20 protein-coding genes and 1 other RNA gene are annotated in these 16,357 nt (G+C 63.1%); 8 read left to right on the top strand and 13 right to left on the bottom strand.

The genetic code is table 11. The features are described 5' to 3' along the window. Positions 1 to 57: 57 nt before the first annotated feature. The 6 genes from B5M07_RS12655 to B5M07_RS12630 all read right to left on the bottom strand — a co-directional run bounded on the left by B5M07_RS12655 (position 58) and on the right by B5M07_RS12630 (position 5,758). Positions 58 to 1,173 carry an SPFH domain-containing protein gene (locus B5M07_RS12655; RefSeq protein WP_120351577.1) on the bottom strand — a complete coding sequence of 372 codons (1,116 nt, stop codon included), beginning with the start codon at positions 1,171 to 1,173 and terminating at the stop codon, positions 58 to 60. Between the two features lie 35 nt (positions 1,174 to 1,208). Next, positions 1,209 to 2,171 (bottom strand): DUF2927 domain-containing protein, encoded by a 963-nt coding sequence (locus B5M07_RS12650; RefSeq protein WP_120351576.1) that lies wholly within the window; start codon positions 2,169 to 2,171, stop codon positions 1,209 to 1,211. Positions 2,172 to 2,193: 22 nt separating this feature from the next. Next, positions 2,194 to 3,390 (bottom strand): toxic anion resistance protein, encoded by a 1,197-nt coding sequence (locus tag B5M07_RS12645; RefSeq protein WP_120351575.1) that lies wholly within the window; start codon positions 3,388 to 3,390, stop codon positions 2,194 to 2,196. Further along, positions 3,390 to 4,304, bottom strand: coding sequence for a 5-bromo-4-chloroindolyl phosphate hydrolysis family protein (locus B5M07_RS12640; RefSeq protein ID WP_120351574.1), 915 nt, complete (start codon positions 4,302 to 4,304; stop codon positions 3,390 to 3,392). The genes B5M07_RS12645 and B5M07_RS12640 overlap by 1 nt, the downstream gene beginning before the upstream one ends. A 3-nt stretch (positions 4,305 to 4,307) precedes the next feature. Beyond that, the gene (locus B5M07_RS12635; RefSeq protein ID WP_067627501.1) at positions 4,308 to 4,538 is read right to left on the bottom strand and encodes a hypothetical protein; all 231 of its coding nucleotides are present in this window, start codon (positions 4,536 to 4,538) and stop codon (positions 4,308 to 4,310) included. A gap of 113 nt (positions 4,539 to 4,651) precedes the next feature. Continuing rightward, complete coding sequence (locus tag B5M07_RS12630; protein WP_120351573.1) at positions 4,652 to 5,758, bottom strand: pseudouridine synthase; 1,107 nt, start codon at positions 5,756 to 5,758, stop codon at positions 4,652 to 4,654. Between the two features lie 62 nt (positions 5,759 to 5,820). Here B5M07_RS12630 and B5M07_RS12625 point away from each other — a divergent pair, with 62 nt between their 5' ends. The 3 genes from B5M07_RS12625 to B5M07_RS12615 are packed head-to-tail and all read left to right on the top strand — an operon-like array spanning position 5,821 to position 7,304. After that, entirely contained in the window at positions 5,821 to 6,276 is a 456-nt protein-coding gene (locus B5M07_RS12625; protein ID WP_120351572.1) for a nucleoside deaminase, read from the top strand. Between the two features lie 3 nt (positions 6,277 to 6,279). Beyond that, positions 6,280 to 6,900 (top strand): DUF5671 domain-containing protein, encoded by a 621-nt coding sequence (locus B5M07_RS12620; RefSeq protein ID WP_120351571.1) that lies wholly within the window; start codon positions 6,280 to 6,282, stop codon positions 6,898 to 6,900. Next, positions 6,897 to 7,304 carry a hypothetical protein gene (locus tag B5M07_RS12615; RefSeq protein ID WP_120351570.1) on the top strand — a complete coding sequence of 136 codons (408 nt, stop codon included), beginning with the start codon at positions 6,897 to 6,899 and terminating at the stop codon, positions 7,302 to 7,304. The genes B5M07_RS12620 and B5M07_RS12615 overlap by 4 nt, the downstream gene beginning before the upstream one ends. Positions 7,305 to 7,451: 147 nt before the next feature. Here the strand turns inward: B5M07_RS12615 and rpmG are convergent, their stop codons facing one another. The 6 genes from rpmG to gatC form a co-directional block, all read right to left on the bottom strand. Beyond that, a complete protein-coding gene (gene rpmG / locus B5M07_RS12610) occupies positions 7,452 to 7,619 on the bottom strand; it encodes a 50S ribosomal protein L33 (protein ID WP_007119221.1) in 168 nt (55 codons plus the stop codon). Positions 7,620 to 7,777: 158 nt separating this feature from the next. Further along, an RNA gene (gene rnpB / locus B5M07_RS12605) (RNase P RNA component class A) lies at positions 7,778 to 8,196 on the bottom strand. Positions 8,197 to 8,268: 72 nt separating this feature from the next. Beyond that, positions 8,269 to 8,958 carry an N-acetylmuramoyl-L-alanine amidase gene (locus B5M07_RS12600; RefSeq protein WP_120351569.1) on the bottom strand — a complete coding sequence of 230 codons (690 nt, stop codon included), beginning with the start codon at positions 8,956 to 8,958 and terminating at the stop codon, positions 8,269 to 8,271. 3 nt (positions 8,959 to 8,961) lie between these two features. After that, positions 8,962 to 9,717: a hypothetical protein gene (locus B5M07_RS12595; RefSeq protein ID WP_120351568.1), complete on the bottom strand. Its 756-nt coding sequence runs from the start codon at positions 9,715 to 9,717 to the stop codon at positions 8,962 to 8,964. Between the two features lie 37 nt (positions 9,718 to 9,754). Next, positions 9,755 to 11,242, bottom strand: a complete 1,488-nt coding sequence (gene gatA / locus B5M07_RS12590) for an Asp-tRNA(Asn)/Glu-tRNA(Gln) amidotransferase subunit GatA (protein ID WP_120351567.1) — start codon at positions 11,240 to 11,242, stop codon at positions 9,755 to 9,757. Further along, on the bottom strand, positions 11,242 to 11,529 hold the full coding sequence (gene gatC / locus B5M07_RS12585; RefSeq protein WP_067627510.1) for an Asp-tRNA(Asn)/Glu-tRNA(Gln) amidotransferase subunit GatC: 288 nt from the start codon (positions 11,527 to 11,529) through the stop codon (positions 11,242 to 11,244). Before gatC ends, gatA begins: the two co-directional genes overlap by 1 nt. Positions 11,530 to 11,854: 325 nt before the next feature. Here gatC and B5M07_RS12580 point away from each other — a divergent pair, with 325 nt between their 5' ends. Genes B5M07_RS12580 through B5M07_RS12575 form a run of 3 tightly spaced genes read left to right on the top strand, consistent with a single transcriptional unit; the run spans position 11,855 to position 13,483 of the window. After that, positions 11,855 to 12,547 (top strand): metal-dependent hydrolase, encoded by a 693-nt coding sequence (locus tag B5M07_RS12580; protein WP_120351566.1) that lies wholly within the window; start codon positions 11,855 to 11,857, stop codon positions 12,545 to 12,547. Positions 12,548 to 12,597: 50 nt separating this feature from the next. Further along, positions 12,598 to 12,777: a hypothetical protein gene (locus tag B5M07_RS19475; RefSeq protein ID WP_162931865.1), complete on the top strand. Its 180-nt coding sequence runs from the start codon at positions 12,598 to 12,600 to the stop codon at positions 12,775 to 12,777. A 16-nt stretch (positions 12,778 to 12,793) separates the two neighbouring features. Continuing rightward, complete coding sequence (locus B5M07_RS12575) at positions 12,794 to 13,483, top strand: VIT1/CCC1 transporter family protein (RefSeq protein WP_067942101.1); 690 nt, start codon at positions 12,794 to 12,796, stop codon at positions 13,481 to 13,483. 79 nt (positions 13,484 to 13,562) lie between these two features. Here the strand turns inward: B5M07_RS12575 and B5M07_RS12570 are convergent, their stop codons facing one another. Beyond that, positions 13,563 to 14,339, bottom strand: coding sequence for a Bax inhibitor-1/YccA family protein (locus tag B5M07_RS12570; RefSeq protein ID WP_067627480.1), 777 nt, complete (start codon positions 14,337 to 14,339; stop codon positions 13,563 to 13,565). A gap of 625 nt (positions 14,340 to 14,964) precedes the next feature. Here B5M07_RS12570 and B5M07_RS12565 point away from each other — a divergent pair. Together B5M07_RS12565 and hisN are read left to right on the top strand one after the other, a co-directional pair. Then, on the top strand, positions 14,965 to 15,339 hold the full coding sequence (locus B5M07_RS12565) for a helix-turn-helix domain-containing protein (protein ID WP_120351565.1): 375 nt from the start codon (positions 14,965 to 14,967) through the stop codon (positions 15,337 to 15,339). 115 nt (positions 15,340 to 15,454) lie between these two features. Then, on the top strand, positions 15,455 to 16,255 hold the full coding sequence (gene hisN / locus B5M07_RS12560) for a histidinol-phosphatase (protein WP_120351564.1): 801 nt from the start codon (positions 15,455 to 15,457) through the stop codon (positions 16,253 to 16,255). The last annotated feature ends 102 nt before the right edge of the window (positions 16,256 to 16,357 follow it).

Here is a 16,357-nt window from a genome sequence, read left to right as displayed (position 1 = left end):
GGGGCCACGGGGGGCAGGCCGTCTGCGCGCAAAGGTGTTATCCCTCGCGCCAGCGGATCAGGCCGGGGGTGGCGGCGGTGGCATCACGGTAAAGAGCTGCGCCAGCTCGGCCACATCCTCGGCCCGCTGCCAACCATCTTGGCCCGGCGTCCAGACCAGAGCATCGCGCCCGAGGCTGCCTTCGGTCACTTTGCGGCCCATCGCGGCCTTGGAAAAGGGCCCGGAGGTCGCGCCATCTTTGGCGATATGCCAGACCTTTTCGACCGGCGGCGGGGGCGGCGGCACGGGGGCCGCAGCGGTGGGGGCAGGGCGCGCGCCCCAAGGGCCGGCCTGTGCGCTGGCCGCCTGCGCCATGCTCATGCCCAGACCCGCGCCGAGGCCGGTTTGCATCGCCGCCCCGCCCGCGCCATCGCGGCCAAGCGCCTCAGCCGCTTGGAACTGCATGTATTCGTTTAGATTTCCGACCACGCCCATGGAGGTGCGTTTGTCCATCACCGCCTCTACCGCGGGCGGGAGGGAAATGTTCTCGATGTAGAGCTCGGGCATCGCCAGCCCGTATTCGGCGATCTGCGCGGCAATATCCTTGCCGACCAATTGGCCCAGCTCGCGCGTGTTGGCGGCCATGTCGAGCACCGGGATACCAGAGGAGGCTAGCGTGCGGGAAAAGGCCTGCACGATGATGTTGCGGATTTGGTAAGAGATTTCATCCATGGTGAATTCACCATCGGTGCCGACAATCTCGGTCAGGAACTTCGCTGGGTCGCTCACGCGGACGGAGTAGGTGCCATAGGCGCGCAGGCGCACGGGGCCGAACTCAGGATCGCGGGCGATGATCGGGTTCTTGGTGCCCCATTTCAGATCATTGAACCGGGTGGTGTTGACGAAATAGATCTCGGACTTGAACGGGCTTTTGAAGCCATGGTCCCAATGCTGAAGCGAGGTCATGATCGGCATGTTGTTGGTCTCAAGCATATAGAGACCGGGGGTGAAGACATCCGCCAACTGCCCCTCATGCACAAAGACCGCCGCTTGCCCCTCGCGCACCGTCAGCTTGGCGCCGTATTTGATCTCATGGCCCTCACGCTCGAACCGCCAAACCATGGTGTCGCGGGTGTCGTCGGTCCAGTGAATGACGTCGATGAACTGGCCGGAGAGGAAATCGAAAATGCCCATGGGGATGGTCCTTATTCTTTCGTCGTAAAGCTGCGTTACACCGGCCCGTCCGTCAACTCGCGTGCGATGATCCGGGTGATCGGGTTGACCTGCTCTGCCGTCATGCCGGGGCGCAGACGCTTGTCATAGAGCATCTTGAGCAGGAGTTCGTCGTGTTTGGTCAGCAAGGCGAATTCGTCGTCATCGTTAAAGATCGACGGGCGCGCGGCGGGGCTGTCATTGGCCAGACCCAAGCCTTGGGCCAGTTCTTCGTGGATGCACGACAGCCGCAGCAACCCGGGGTTTTCCGAGCGGATCACCGCCACGGCGGCGGTATAGACATTCGGGTTGTCGCCTGCGGCATAGGCGGCCACGGCGCAATAGGTGTCGCGGCGCATGTTGCGCATCGCACGGAGCGACGATGGGCTAACGCCCGCGACCTTTTCCGCAGCATGGGTCAAAGCATCGACCCGGTCATCTTCAGAAGCCACAACCACTATGAAATTAGGCGTACCTGTCGTTGAGATCGGATGCCCCGTAACCCGGGCAAGGCGTCGCGCGAAAGCCTTGATGTTGGTGGTGTCAGAGCGGCGTTGCGACGGGGGGATGCTATCACCAAAGATGATCTGCATGTGCACAGGCCCTTCCCAGCGGCGCAGGGGGCTGGCCCCACCGTGGCCGGAAAAATTGCCGTCATATTCGTTATAAAGGGCGATCTGCTCAAAGTTGCGGACCAGCATTTCGCTGGTAAAGGGCGTGTCATCACCGCCGCCGTCTTGGCGCAGCAAATCCTGGCTCAACTGAGCCTTCTCGACCTGATGCAAATAGCTGCGCAGCATGGCGCTTTTTTGCGAAGTGGGTTTGGCCACCACAGCCGGAGAGGGGGGCTTGGCCGCAGGGCGGGCCTGCGGCTTGGCGACCTGTTGCAAGACGGGCGCGGGTTCGGCGCAGGCCAGCAATAGCATGCTGAGCGCCAGCGCCCCCCCGGCGCGCAGTTTTCTGCGCAGACGTTCTTGCATTACCTGTTCCCTCACGTCGGTCTTAGCTTGGCACCGCGTTGCCTGTGGTGTCGCCCAAGCCCGTTTCGCGGGCCTTGGCGGCGGCCAGTGTGTCGCGCAGACGGCCTTCCATTTCCTGCAACTCCTTCTCGGCATTGGCGCGTTTTGCCTTGCCTTCATCGGCGATCTGCAGGGATTCTTCGATGGTGCCGATCAGGTCTTCGTTGGCCTGTTTCACCGCTTCGATGTCGAAGACGCCGCGCTCCATTTCCTGACGGATCACCTTGTTGCTGTCACGCAGGTTCTTGGCGTTGGAGGTGAGCAATTCGTTGGTCAGGTCATTCGCCTCGCGCACCGCATTGGCCGCGTCACCGCTGCGCTGGATGGTGACGGCTTGGGCCAGTTGCGTTTCCCACAGCGGTACGGTGTTCACCAAGGTCGAGTTGATCTTGGTCACGAGGCTTTTGTCGTTCTCCTGCACCAGACGGATCGAAGGCAGGGATTGCATGGTGACCTGACGTGTCAGTTTCAGATCATGCACCCGACGCTCCAGATCATCGCGGGCGGCACGCAGATCACGGAGTTCCTGCGCCCGCATCACCTGATCGTCTTCGTTCGCCTTATCCAGCGCGGTCTGTTTGGCGGGGATGGTCTTGTGATCCAACTCTTCGATCTTGGCCTCACCGGCCGAGATATAAAGCGCCAGTTCGTCGTAGAATTGCAGCGTCTTTTCATAAAGCAGGTCGAGCGATTTGATGTCTTTCAACAGCGTATGCTCATGCGCCAGCAGGTTGTCGGTGATCCGGTCGATCTGGCCTTGTACCTCTTCGAAACGCGCGGTGAATTTGGCGAATGGGGTGGCGCGGCCCAGCAGTTTTTCCCACCAGCTTTGTTTGCGCCGCACGTCCAACTCAGAGACCGAGAAGCCGCGGATCGCGCTGACCATGGTGCGCAGGCTATCGCCCGCGGGGCCGACATCCTTGTTGCGCACATCGGCCAGCATGGATTGGCTGATTTCTTGCAACTCGGCCTGCGCGGCAGAGCCGAAACTGACGATGGACTGCGTATCGGTCACGTCGATCTCGGCCATACGCTTTTGGATTTCCGCGCTCTGTGCTGCATCGGCTTTGGCCAATGGCACGATGGCATTGGCATCCGCCGGTTCGGGCAAAACGGTTGCGTTCACTTCTTCCACCAACCCTTGCGATTGGGCAGCTTTTTCACGGAGGGCATCGGTCATCACTGATCTTCCTTGGTATTTGCAGGGGCGGGCTGTTCCAGTCGGACCCCCTCGCGGGAGAGGCGTTCACGCAGCACGTCGATTTCCACGTTCAGATCGCTGCGGTCGTCCAGCAGGGACTTCGCTGTGCGGGCGGCAAAGTTCTGATCCAGATCGTCGAGCAAAGCGAGGTAGTCGTCGCGGGCTTGCGCGTCTTGGTTGCGGGCATAGAGGTCGGCGAATTTCACCGTCGCATCATGCGCGCCGCGCAGATAGACGACAAGGTATTTGCGGGCGGCGGTCAGGTCGCGGGGGTCTTCTTCGACGGTGCGGATCAAATGGCGGGCGGTTTCTTGGAACTCGGCCAGCCGTGCTTCGGCGCGCCGGTCGCCTGCACGCAAGATCGCTTGGCTCATGCCCGAGAGCAGCTTTTCGGCCTCATCTACCACGCGGGCGACGCGGTCTTGCTGGAAGGTGTCGATCCCCTCCATGCCTTTGTTCTGCAAGGGATCAATGCCAAATGCCGCAAGGTGCAGGGCCGTGGCCGCGAGGCCGTAGAGCAGGGCTGCGATAAGGCTCGGGTCATTGCTGTATGCAGCAAGGGCCGCGCCAGCACCCGCCAATACTGCGGCCAGAATTTTGCGCGGCAGGACCGGGCGGCGGGCAACTTTGCGTTCGTGGTATTCCGCCTCGGCCAGCAGTCCGTCGCGCAGTAGCCAGACGCCCGAGGCCAACAAAAACGCCCCGCAAAGGCCAAGGACCAGCGTGCCCGCGCCACCGATAAGCGAGGTTCCAGCCAGCAGGACCGGGGGCAAGAACATCAGGTTCACCCGCCCGCCCACAGGATCGACCCGCAGGCGGCGGGTCTTGCGCGGTGTGCTGCCGGGGGTGGCGTCCGTGTCGGGGCTATATTTGCCGCCAAAGCGCTGCGCCATGGATCAAAGCCCCCCGAGAAAACCGCTGGTCAGCCCAAGCAGCAAAACCAGCAACGCCCCAAAGGCGATTTTCTGAAAGGTCGTTGGCGCCATCATGTTCCCCCTCTCGCCGCCCCAGATCGGGCGCAGCGCCGTGCCGGCACTGTCAGCCGCGCGCCCCAAGAGCGAGGCCGCGCCGAGGATGATAACCACGAGCGCGGCCAAGGCCACCAAAAACATCACTATTCGCAACATATTGCCCTTTTCTGCCAGCGGTTTCGCGCTGATCTTGCCCTGCCGTTCTCTATTCAACGCACGCAGGTCGGCAGCGTTCCGGAAACGCGCAGGGCAACTTGGGGCAGCGCCGGTCAGCGGCGGGGTTTTGGCCCCCGGCCACCGGGCTTTGGCCCCGGTTTGCCGTCCGGCTTCGCACTGGGGCGCCCTGCGGGACGCGCCCCCGGTTTGCCGCTGGGTTTACCACTGGATTTACCACTGGGCCTGCCTTGGGCTGCCTTGCCACGCGGTGCATTCTTCGCCTTGCCGCCACCACGGCGGGGCGGCGGTTCGTCATCTTCGCCGGGTTGTACGGGCAGACCGGGCTGGCCCGCGCCCCCGAAGCCGCCGGGTTTGCGGCGTGGCGGGCGGCGTAGACCCGTGGGCTTTTTCACAGCGGTGCCGCTGGGGTCTTCCAACTCAAGGCCCAGTTGATCGCGCACGACCTTGCGACGCAGTTCTTCCACCTCGCCGATCTTCAGCTCGCCCAATTGGAACGGGCCGTAAGAGATGCGGATCAGTCGGTTCACAGTCAGTCCCACGGCCTCCATCGCGCGGCGAATCTCGCGGTTGCGGCCTTCGCGCAGGCCGATGGTCAGCCAGGCGTTCGCGCCTTGCTGGCGGTCCAATGTCACGTCCATCGGCTGGAAATTTTCGCCCTCCACGGTGATGCCGCGGCGCAGAGGCTCCAGCATTTCATCCGTGGGGCGGCCATTCACCCGCGCGCGGTAGCGGCGCAGCCAGCCGGTGCTGGGCAGTTCCAGTTTGCGTTTCACGCCGCCATCGTTGGTCAGCAGCAAAAGCCCTTCGGAATTGAGGTCAAGCCGGCCTACGGTCATCACGCGGGGCATGTCCTCGGGCAGGGCATCAAAGATCGTTTCGCGGCCCTTCTCGTCAGAGTTTGTCGTCACCAGCCCGGTGGGCTTGTGATAAAGCCAGATGCGCGGCGGCTCGGGCGCGCCGACGGGGGTGTTGTCGACGGTGATCTTATCCTCAGGTGTGACGTTCAGCGCGGGCGAGGTGATCTGCTCTCCGTTCACGCGCACGCGGCCCGCTTCGATCATGCGCTCGGCCTCGCGGCGCGAGGCAATACCGGCGCGCGACAGCACCTTGGCGATGCGGTCGCCCTTGGATGTGCTGGCGTCAGCATCGGTGTCGGTGTTTTGCGGGCCGGAGCCGGAGGGGGGCGTTTTTGCGTTCATACACTGCGCTTACCCTGTTTCACGGGCTTGCGAAAGGGTGGCGTTTGCGGCCATGTGACGGAATGGAGTTTCGCTCATATATGGGTCAGGCGCTGGCCGAGGCCCGCGCCGCTGCCGCGCGTGGCGAGGTGCCGGTGGGGGCGGTTGTCGTCTCACCCGAAGGGCAGATCGTCGCGACGGCAGGCAACGAAACCCGCGCGCGCAACGATCCCACCGCCCATGCCGAGATGCTGGCCCTGCGTGCGGCCTGTGCGGCTGTTGGCTCAGAACGGCTGATCGGTCACGCGCTCTACGTCACGTTGGAGCCCTGCGCGATGTGCGCCGGGGCCATTGCTGCCGCGCGGCTGGAGCGCTTGTTTTATGGTGCGGCAGACCCCAAATCAGGCGGCGTAGCGCAGGGCGCGCGGGTGTTCTCGCATCCCCAGTGCCATCACGCACCGCAGGTCTTTGACGGCATCGCCGCGCGGGACTCAGAGCAGCTTTTAACTGCATTTTTCCAAGCCAAAAGAGGGGGGTAACCCATGGCAGGCAATAGGGATTTGGCGCAATTCGTGCGGGATGCGCTCAGCGCAGGCAAAAGCCGCGTTGAGATCGCCGCAGTGTTGGGCCAAGCGGGCTGGTCAGCGCAAGAGGTCAGCGACGCATTGGAAGGCTGGGCGGATGTGCCCTTTGCCCCGCCGGTGCCACGTCCGCGACCCGTGGTCACGGCGCGGGATTTTTTTGTCTATGCGCTGATGTTCGGGGCGCTGCTTTTTGGCGCGGGGTATCTGGTGGGCCTGCTGCATGCTTTGATCGATCACTTCCTCTCGTCGGAGGGCAGCGGGGCGACCTATCGCATCCGCTGGGCCATGGCGGTGCTGATCGTGACGTTGCCGCTGTACCTGTGGCTGGCCACGCGCGAAAACAGGCGGTTGGCCGCTGATCCGGCGCTGGCGCGCTCGGCCATTCGCAGTTGGATGACCTACGTGACCCTGCTTTTCGCCGCTGCAGTCCTGTTGGGCGATCTGGTGGCGGTGATCTATGCCTTCCTCAGTGGTGATCTGACAGTGCAATTCGCGCTGAAGGCGCTGGTGGTGGCAGGAATCGCCGGGGGCATCTTTGGCTATTACCGCCGCGATGGGCGGCAGGGGGTGCCCGGGTGAACCGGCTGTTCTTTGGCGGTGCCGTGGCTGTGGTCTTGGCCGCGCTGCTGGCCGGTTTCGCCGTGGTCGGCGGGCCGGGTCATGCGCGCGCCGAAAGCCGTGACCTGACCCGTCTGGCAGACCTGCGGCACCTCGCCGATGCGCTTATTTGCGAGACTGCAGAGCAGGCGGCGTTCTCTCGCGCCTGTCGCAGCACAGAGCAGAGCCTCCACGATCCGCTGACCGGCGCCGCCTATGAGGTGGCGCGAGGGGCTGAGAGCCTCGCTGTCTGCGCGACTTTTGAGGTGCCTCAAGAGAAAACGGTCGCCTCTGGGCGGGAGCGGCTGCATTTCGACGGGGCGGTGGGGTGCCTGCGCTATCGGCGCGTCCCATCTTCGCGACAATGGGTGGTGCAGGCGCCCTGAGCGGGAAAGGGGTGCGATTGACGGCCTGCCGCTGCCCGGCGGCTTAGGTCGGTTAAAGCTGCGCTAAGCTCGCCTTACCCGGCTCCACAACGCAAAAGGCCACGCGCAAACCGCGTGGCCTTTTGAAACCGTTCAAAGCAGGCGATCTTACTTGATCTTGCCTTCTTTGTATTCGACGTGCTTGCGCGCAACGGGGTCGTACTTTTTGATGACCATCTTCTCGGTCATGGTGCGTGCGTTCTTCTTGGTCACGTAGAAATGGCCTGTGCCCGCGGACGAGTTCAGGCGGATCTTGATCGTGGTTGGCTTCGCCATGTGTCTTCTCCTGCTGCACGGCCGCGCAGGCGTGCGTGAATTCTGAATTTCGGGTTCTAGTCAGACCCGCGCCCGAGTCAACCGCTATTTGCCCGTCCGATGCCGAAAGACGCCGGTTTCGTCGAAAAACCTGCCTTTCGGACCTGAAAGGGCAGGAATATGCGCGGAAGGCCTATAAGCCGGATTTTGTACCTGTCCGAAAACAGGCGATGACCATTCCTCTGACTGCACCGTTGCCGATGCAGCTATAGCTGCCAACCCGGACCTGCTGGGGCAGAAGAGCCCCGCCTTTGACCCGAAGATCAACGGCGCGCGGTCCCTATTTGGCATTGCTCCCGGTGGGGCTTGCCGTGCCAGAGCTGTTGCCAGCCCCGCGGTGGGCTCTTACCCCACCGTTTCACCCTTACCCCTTGGGGTTCCGGCAAGCCGGACCAAGGGGCGGTTTCATTTCTGTGGCGCTTTCCGTCGGGTTGCCCCGCCCGGGCGTTACCCGGCACCGTTTCTTCTTGGAGTCCGGACTTTCCTCTACGTCGCTTTTGCCCCGCAAAAGCGACGCCACGGATGTCACACATGCGTGTGACGGGAGTGGTCGTCGGTCATGCGACGCGAGTCGACGCAGCGGCCATCCAGCCTTCCGCGCATCCCCGCCCTAGACGCCGCCGCGTGGCGCGTCAATGGGGGCGGGCAGGGCGGCAAGGTCTGCGGGGGTGAGAGGGCCGCGCCCGTGGGGACGGAAACGCATCCGCACGGTCTCTAGCAGCGTGGCATCATCGCAGGGCGCGGTGAAGCCTGCAGCTTGCGCGGCGTCGCGGAAGGTGTCGGCTGTGGCGGTCTTTGGCGCAACGCCGTCGCCCGCAGACAAGGCCAGCCCCCGCCGCGCCAGCCGTGCCCAATCGAATCGGGGGCCGGGGTCGACCTTTCGGCCCGGTGCCATGCAGGAGTGGCCGATTATCCCGTCGGGCGGGATGCCGTGACGCTCCATGATGCCGGGCAGGAGGGCTTCGAGCGCGCGCATCTGTGGTTCTGAGAAGGGGTGATCGCCGCGGTTGTCCAACTCGATCCCGATGGAGCGGGAGTTGATGTCGTCCTGACCCGCCCATTCGCCGACGCCCGCGTGCCAAGCGCGCTGGTCTTCTTTAACCAATTGCAGGATGCGCCCGTTGCCACAGATCAGATAATGCGCAGAGACAGCCGCAGAGGGGTCGCAGAGGCGATCCAGCGCGGCTTGGGCGCTGGTCATGGCCGTGTGGTGGAGGACGATAAGCCGGGGCCGCAGCCCGCCGCGTCGCGGGCCGCAATTAGGCGAGGGATGCGCCGTCACGTCAGGCGCGACAGGCATCTATCAGCCCTGCGCAGCCCGGCGGAAGGGAGTGGGATCCCAGTTGCAGGCGAAGCCATCGCCATCGGGGTCCATGCCCTCGCGGTCCTTTTCGGGGCCACCGGCCTCAAGGAAAGCAATCTGCGCTTGGTCGGCGTGGCTGTACTGCGCGCAGGCACGTTCAAACTTGCGGGCCTTGTTAAAGCCGATACGGCTATAGACCTGCTGACCGACCGATTGGTTGGATTGCAGCGCATAGGCGACGATGTTCGGGCCGACGTTCCGACGCTCGGGCAGTGCTTCGGGCTGAACCACCTGATATTGGGCGCGGTTGGCGGCCACGCGGGCCGCGTCGTCTTGAATGCTGCGCTGGCCCGACACCGCGTCAAAGTTGTTCTCGTTCGAGATGCCAACGGCGTTGACCGCGGCGGGGGGCGGGTTCGACGGGCTGGCGTTCACCGGGGAAACGCCCGAGTTGGTCGCGGCGTCATTGCCCAGACCGTTGCTTGCCCCGCCCGGACGGGTCGCCGCCAGAACGCGGGCGGTTTCCGCCGCCGTCGCTTCGGGGGAGCCGTCATCTAACGGCTGGGCGGTAACGTCAGAGGTGAAGCTGCCGTCGCCCGCCAGCGCCGCATCGCGTGCGCGCTGCTCGGCTTCGAAATTGCTGTCGCCAAAGCCGACGCCGCGCCCGCTGTTGATGTTCCCGGAATCGGGGATCGCCGGTTGGCAGGCTGCCAAAAGACCGCCTGCTGTCATCGCTAGAAGTGTCCGTGTGATCATCTGACCCGCTCTCGCCTCTTATTCACCGCGCTGCGGCTTACCACCATTTCTCGGGCTTGGCCACAAAACCGGCCGCCTTCTCCAGCGCATAGGCGGAGGACAGCAACTCGGCCTCTTCCCACGGGCGCCCGATCAGTTGCAGACCCAACGGCAAGCCTGTGGCGCTTTGCCCCGTCGGCAGCGCGACACCGGGCAGACCGGCAAGGTTCACCGTTACGGTGAACACGTCGTTGAGATACATCGCCACCGGATCGGCATCCTTCATCTCGCCCAGACCAAAGGCGGCCGAAGGCGTGGCTGGGGTCAGGATGCTGTCGATGCCTTGGGCAAAGACGTCTTCGAAGTCTTTCTTGATCAGGGTGCGGACCTTGCGGGCGCGGTTGTAATAGGCGTCGTAGAAGCCTGCGGAGAGCACATAGGTGCCAACCATGACGCGGCGCTGCACCTCGTGGCCGAAGCCCTCGGCGCGGGTTTTCTCGTACATCTCGGTGATGCCGTCGCCGTGGTCGAGCTTGGCGCGGTGGCCAAAGCGCACCCCGTCATAGCGCGCGAGGTTCGAGGAGGCTTCGGCAGGCGCGATGACATAATAAGCGGGCAGGGCGTATTTCGTGTGCGGCAGCGAAATGTCGACGATCTCGGCGCCTGCGTCCTTCATCATGGCGATGCCGTCTTGCCAGAGCTTGTCGATCTCTTCGGGCATGCCATCCATGCGGTATTCGCGCGGGATGCCGATTTTCTTGCCACGGATGTCGCCAGTCAGGGCCGCCTCAAAGTCCGGCACGGCCAGATCGGCGCTGGTGCTGTCCTTGGCGTCATGGCCGCACATGGCTTCCAGCATGATCGCGGCGTCGCGCACGGTTTTGGTCATCGGCCCGGCTTGGTCGAGGCTTGAGGCGAATGCGACGATGCCCCAACGCGAGCAGCGGCCATAGGTCGGCTTGATGCCCACGGTGCCGGTAAAGGCCGCAGGCTGGCGGATCGAGCCGCCGGTGTCGGTGCCGGTCGCGGCGAGGCACAGATCAGCCGCCACGGCGGCGGCAGAGCCACCCGAGGAGCCGCCCGGTGTCAGGTCCGCCGTGTCACCCGCGCGGCGCCACGGATTCACCGCGTTGCCATAGACGGAAGTCTCGTTCGACGAGCCCATGGCGAATTCGTCCATGTTGAGCTTGCCTAGCATGACCGCGCCGCTGTCTTTCAGCTTTTGGCTGACGGTGCTTTCATATTCGGGCAGGAACCCTTCGAGGATGCGGCTGCCCGCTTGGCTTGGCACGCCTTTGGTGCAGAAGAGGTCTTTGATGCCGATGGGCAGGCCGCACATGGCAGGCGCGTCGCCCTGTTTGATGCGCGCGTCAGCCTCGGCGGCTTGTTCCATCGCGATCTCGGGGGTGCGGTGCACAAAGGCGTTCAGCGCGCCTGCGCCGTCGATGGCTTTGAGGCAGGCTTCGGTCAGGTCTTTCGAGGTGGTCTCACCCTTGCGCAGCGCGTCGCGGGCTTCGGCAAGGCTCAGTTTGTTCAGATCGGTCATTATTCCACCACCTTCGGCACGGCGAAGAACCCTTCACGGGCATCGGGGGCATTGGCCAGCACGCGGTCCTGCTGGTCGCCATCGGTGACCACATCCTCGCGCCGCTTCAGGCGTTGCGGGGTCACGGAGGTCATCGGCTCGACGCCGTCGACATCCACCTCGGACAGCTGCTCGATAAAGCCGAGGATGTTGTTGAACTCTTCCGCCAGCGCCGGAAGCGCCTCGGGTTCAACCTTGATCCGGGCCAGTTTCGCCACGCGTGCGGCGGTGTTTTCGTCGATCGACATGAACATCTCCATCTCTTTGAGGCTCCTCTACCGTTTGGGGGCGGGCCTCGCAAGGGTTTGAGAGGGGCGAAGCGGAGCCGGGCAGCGCCAGACCGGGGGATGGCGCCTGCTTCGAAGCAGTTGGGCAATTTATGTTTGCTGCGGTATTGCGCGATGGCGGGATGGCGTCCGGCTTGCAGAAGCGCCAGCCCGTTGGGCCGGTCTGGCGCTGCCCGGCGGGCATGCGCCCTTGATTCCGGGTTGGTGGCATGCGGAGGCGTTTACTTGATTCCGCGCTTCGGAGGGTCAAATCTGACGTAAAACCCACATCACTCAGGAGACCCCCATGAACATCATCTGGCTCGGCCACGGCTCATTCCGCATCGAGATCGAAGATCAAGTGCTGCTGATCGACCCTTGGCTCAAAGACAACCCGATGCTGGACGAACAGCATTATGCCGAAGCGATCAATGGCGCGACTCAAATCCTCGTCACCCACGGCCATTTCGACCACACGGCTGACATCGCCGACATCGCCAGCCGGACCAATGCACCGGTGGCGGGGATGGTCGAACTGATGGGCTGGCTGGAAAGCAAAGGCGTCGCACAAACCACCGGCTTTAACAAAGGCGGGACGATCCGCGCGGGCGAGGTGGCGATCACCATGGTTCCGGCCTCGCATTCCTCATCCGTGGAAGGCGACAACGGGCCGATCTACACCGGGATGGAGACGGGGTTCATGATCTCGGGCGAGGGGCATACGATCTATCATTCCGGCGACACGGCGATCATGGCGGATATGGATTGGATGGGCGACTACCACAAACCCGACATCGGCATTCTATCCGCGGGCGGGCATTTCACGATGGACATGGCGCAGGCCGCCTATGCCGCGAAACGCTATTTTAATTTCAAGACGGTTATCCCCTGCCACTACCGCACCTTCGACGCGCTGGAGCAATCGGCGCAGGTGTTGACCGATGGTCTGCCCGGCGTCGATGTGGTGGAGCCGCAGGTGATGCAGCCGATCACCGTCTGACCAACTGCCCCGACCGCCTTGCGCGCCAAGGCGGAACGGGGGATACCTGAATGAACTACCGGGGAAATGCCATGTTTGCCAAAACGACTGCCGTGATCTTGTTGCTGACGCTGGGGGCCTGCGCCCCGCTGGACCGGGCCGAGCCTACCGGCAGTGTCGGCTTTACCGGCGTGGGTGGTGACCGGCCAGTCATCTTCCCGGCGCATCTTTTGGTGTACCAGCCGCAATAGACGTAAGGCGGCTGAGATGCCCAAAGAAGGTCACTTCATCAACCGCAGCAATTGGCTGCGCGCTGCCGTTTTGGGGGCCAACGACGGTATCGTCTCTTCTGCCAGCCTGCTGGTGGGGGTGAGCGCGGCAGGTATGGCGCAGGGCAATGTCCTGCTGACCGGGCTTGCGGGGCTCACCGCCGGGGCGCTGTCAATGGCGGCAGGGGAGTATGTCTCGGTCTCGGCACAGGCGGATGTTGAGAAGGCCGATTTGGAGCGCGAGCGCGTGGCCCTGATCGAAGACCCGGATTACGAGCTGAGCGAACTTGCCGAAGGGCTGGAGAACCGGGGCGTGGAAAGTGACCTCGCCTTGGAAGTCGCAGCACAGATGACCGACCATGACGCCTTGGGCGCCCACGCGCGCGAAGAGTTGGGCATGTTCGGCCTTGCCGGTCAGGCCGATCCGCTGCAGGCGGCGGGCGCCTCGGCGCTGGCCTTTGCCTTGGGCGGCGGGCTGCCCTTGTTGGCGGCTGTTCTGGCCCCTGCGGGGGCGCGTGGCCTGACGATCGCTTTGGTTGCGTTGCTGGCGCTGGTGCTGCTTGGCGCGGGCGGGGCACAATTGGGCGGTGCGCCGAAACGGCCCGCCATCAGGCGTGTCGTTTTCTGGGGTGGTTTGGCCATGGCCGTGACCGCGGGGGTCGGCCATCTTTTCGGAGCGATTGGCTGACCGCTTTGACTTTAAATGCCGCCAAAGAAAAAGGCCGACCCCTTTCAGGGCCGGCCTTTCGCATCAGATGGTCCAGCGATTACTCGCGGTTGCCGAAGAGCGACAGCAACATCATGAACATGTTGATGAAGTCCAGATAGAGGCTCAGCGCGCCCATGATCGCGGCCTTGCCCAACCACTCAGTGTCGCCGTGATGCGCGTGGGCCAGATACTCGGTCTTGATCTTCTGGGTGTCATAGGCGGTCAGACCCGCAAAGATCAGAACACCGATGGCCGAAATCGCGAACATCAGCGCCGAAGAGGCGAGGAAGATATTAACGATCGACGCGACGACCAGACCGATCACGCCCATGATCAAGAAGCTGCCCCAGCCGGAGATGTCCTTCTTGGTGGTGTAGCCCCAGAGCGACAGACCGGCGAAGGCGATCGATGTGATCAAAAAGACCTGCGCGATGGAATAGCCGGTGAAGACCAGAAAGATCGAGCTGATCGAGATGCCCATGACGGCAGCGAAGGCGTAGAACACGACCTGCGCCGTGGCCGCCGACATTTTGTTGATCATCGCGCTAAAGCCAAAGACAAAAGCGAGCGGCGCGAACATTACGACCCATTTCAGCGGCGAGGCATAGAGCGCATAGCCCAACTGCGTCAGGTACTTATCTTGGCTAAGCTGCGCCACGGCGGCGGAAGGGTCGGAGGTAACCGACAGCCCAGAGATGGCCCAAGCCGCGGCGAAGGTGATGAGCATGCCGATCGACATGGTGCCATACACCTTGTTCATATGAGCGCGCAGACCCTCGTCGATCGCGGCGACGCGCGACCCGGCAGCAGAGCGAATTGAATTGACGTCAGCCATTTAGTGACTCCCATTGGCAAAGTTGCGTGTCGAAACCCGGCCGACACGTTCTTGGCTTTGAATATCGGGCCTGAAGGGGCGAATTTCAAGTGTCTTGCAGCCTGATATCACGGCAATAATCGCGGGTTTCGCCCCGGATTTGTCAGGGGCGCGCGCTGAGGGTCGGTAAGACCTCTGTTTCGGGCGGGCGGGTCGCCCAAGGTGCGGTGATCGGCGGAAAAGCACCGATGCTTCGGCGGCGCGGCGGGGCGCGGGTAACGGTGACGTGAACCACCCGAGAGCCAGAAAAACGGCATTTGAACTATTCCGGGGGGAACCGATTGATATTCTTCGCGTTCATCCAATGGTTGCCGAGCGGAAAACCACTACAGCCAAGGAAACTTGGAGATTCAACGCCCGCCGGTCAAAGAGAGAGAGGGGCAGTGCACCGCCTGAGGTTGCGGTCGAAACGGAACGGATTTTTACCATCACGTGAAATTTCTTTGCCGAATTCAACGCAACCGCTATGATAGGAGGTAGGACTTTCGCGCAACCCCTGCGGTATTGCGTGAAGCAACGGCACACTTCGTCCTTGTTTGGAACAGAGATTGGCACGGTCGCATGTGCCCTATAAGGATTAAAGAATATGGTGCATGTGGTAGATGTACATGTGGGTAAACGTATCAGGCAGCGGCGCTGGCTGACGGGGATGACCCAACAGAAACTGGCGGAACTCGTCGGAATCAAATTCCAACAGATACAAAAATACGAAACCGGCGCCAACCGCGTCAGCGCTTCGCGGCTTTGGGATATCGCGGATGCGCTTGGCGTGCCTGTGTCTTTCTTCTTTGAAGGATTGAAAGACGAAGAGGTCGCAGATGGCCCAGCGGTGGACGGGCTGCCAGCCGATCTGATGGCCGACAAAGAGGCGATGGAGCTGGTCCGTTCTTACTATGCCATCCCCGAGAACCAGCGCCGCCGGTTGTTCGAACTGGCCCGCGTGTTGAGCGATGTGGCCTGATCCCATCCGGGTCGTCTTTCTTGGCCTAGCTTTTGAAGGGCCAGCTTTCTAGGGTCCGACTTTCTAAAGCATTGGCAGGCTTGCGCAAACCCGCGCAAACTGTCAGGTCTTCGTCATGATGAACGCCACTGATTTTGATCCTGATATTCGCCGCGTCGCCCATCTGATGGCGGATGCGGCGCGTCAGGTGATCCTGCCCTATTTCCGCAGCCTTGATTTGCAGGCCGACAACAAGCTCGGTACCGGTTTTGACCCCGTGACCGAGGCGGATCGCGCCGCCGAACGGGCGATGCGCGATATCTTGGCGGCGGAACGGCCCGCCGATGGCATCTTGGGCGAGGAATATGGCGCGCAGCCCGGCACGTCGGGGCTGACATGGGTGCTTGACCCGATTGACGGCACACGCGGGTTTCTCAGCGGCACGCCGACTTGGGGCGTGCTGATCGCGGTTAGCGATGCGTCGGGGCCATTCTACGGCATCATTGACCAGCCCTATATCGGCGAGCGGTTCGAGGGCGCACCGGATGGCGCGCTGATGACCGGGCCGCATGGAAGCCGCCCCCTGCAGGCCCGCGCGGCGCGGGACCTGCGACAGGCCATCGTTTTCACCACATTCCCCGAGGTCGGCAGCCCCGATGAGGCCAGTGCCTTTCGGGCCGTGGCCTCGCAGGCGCTGCTGACCCGCTATGGCATGGATTGCTACGCCTATGCTTTGGTCGCGGCCGGGCAGGTCGATCTGGTGATCGAGGCAGGATTGAACGCCTATGACATTCAAGCGCCCATCGCGGTGATCCAAGCGGCGGGGGGTATCGTCACCGATTGGCAGGGCAACCCGGTGCATGAGGGGGGCAGGGCGCTTGCGGCGGCCAACCGCGAAATCCACGCGCAGGCGCTTGCGGTCCTTTCCGCATATTGATCCAATGTCGAAACCCGCGGATTGACCGGCCCCGGCGGGATGCGATAAATGCCGTAAAGGCCGGTTCTCTCGCCCGTTTTCCATCGGCCACACACACTTTGC

Source organism: Sulfitobacter sp. D7 (assembly GCF_003611275.1).
GTDB lineage: Bacteria > Pseudomonadota > Alphaproteobacteria > Rhodobacterales > Rhodobacteraceae > Sulfitobacter > Sulfitobacter profundi.
Note: the sequence above shows the minus strand (reverse complement) of the source record. Positions and strands in the feature narration are given on the sequence as shown.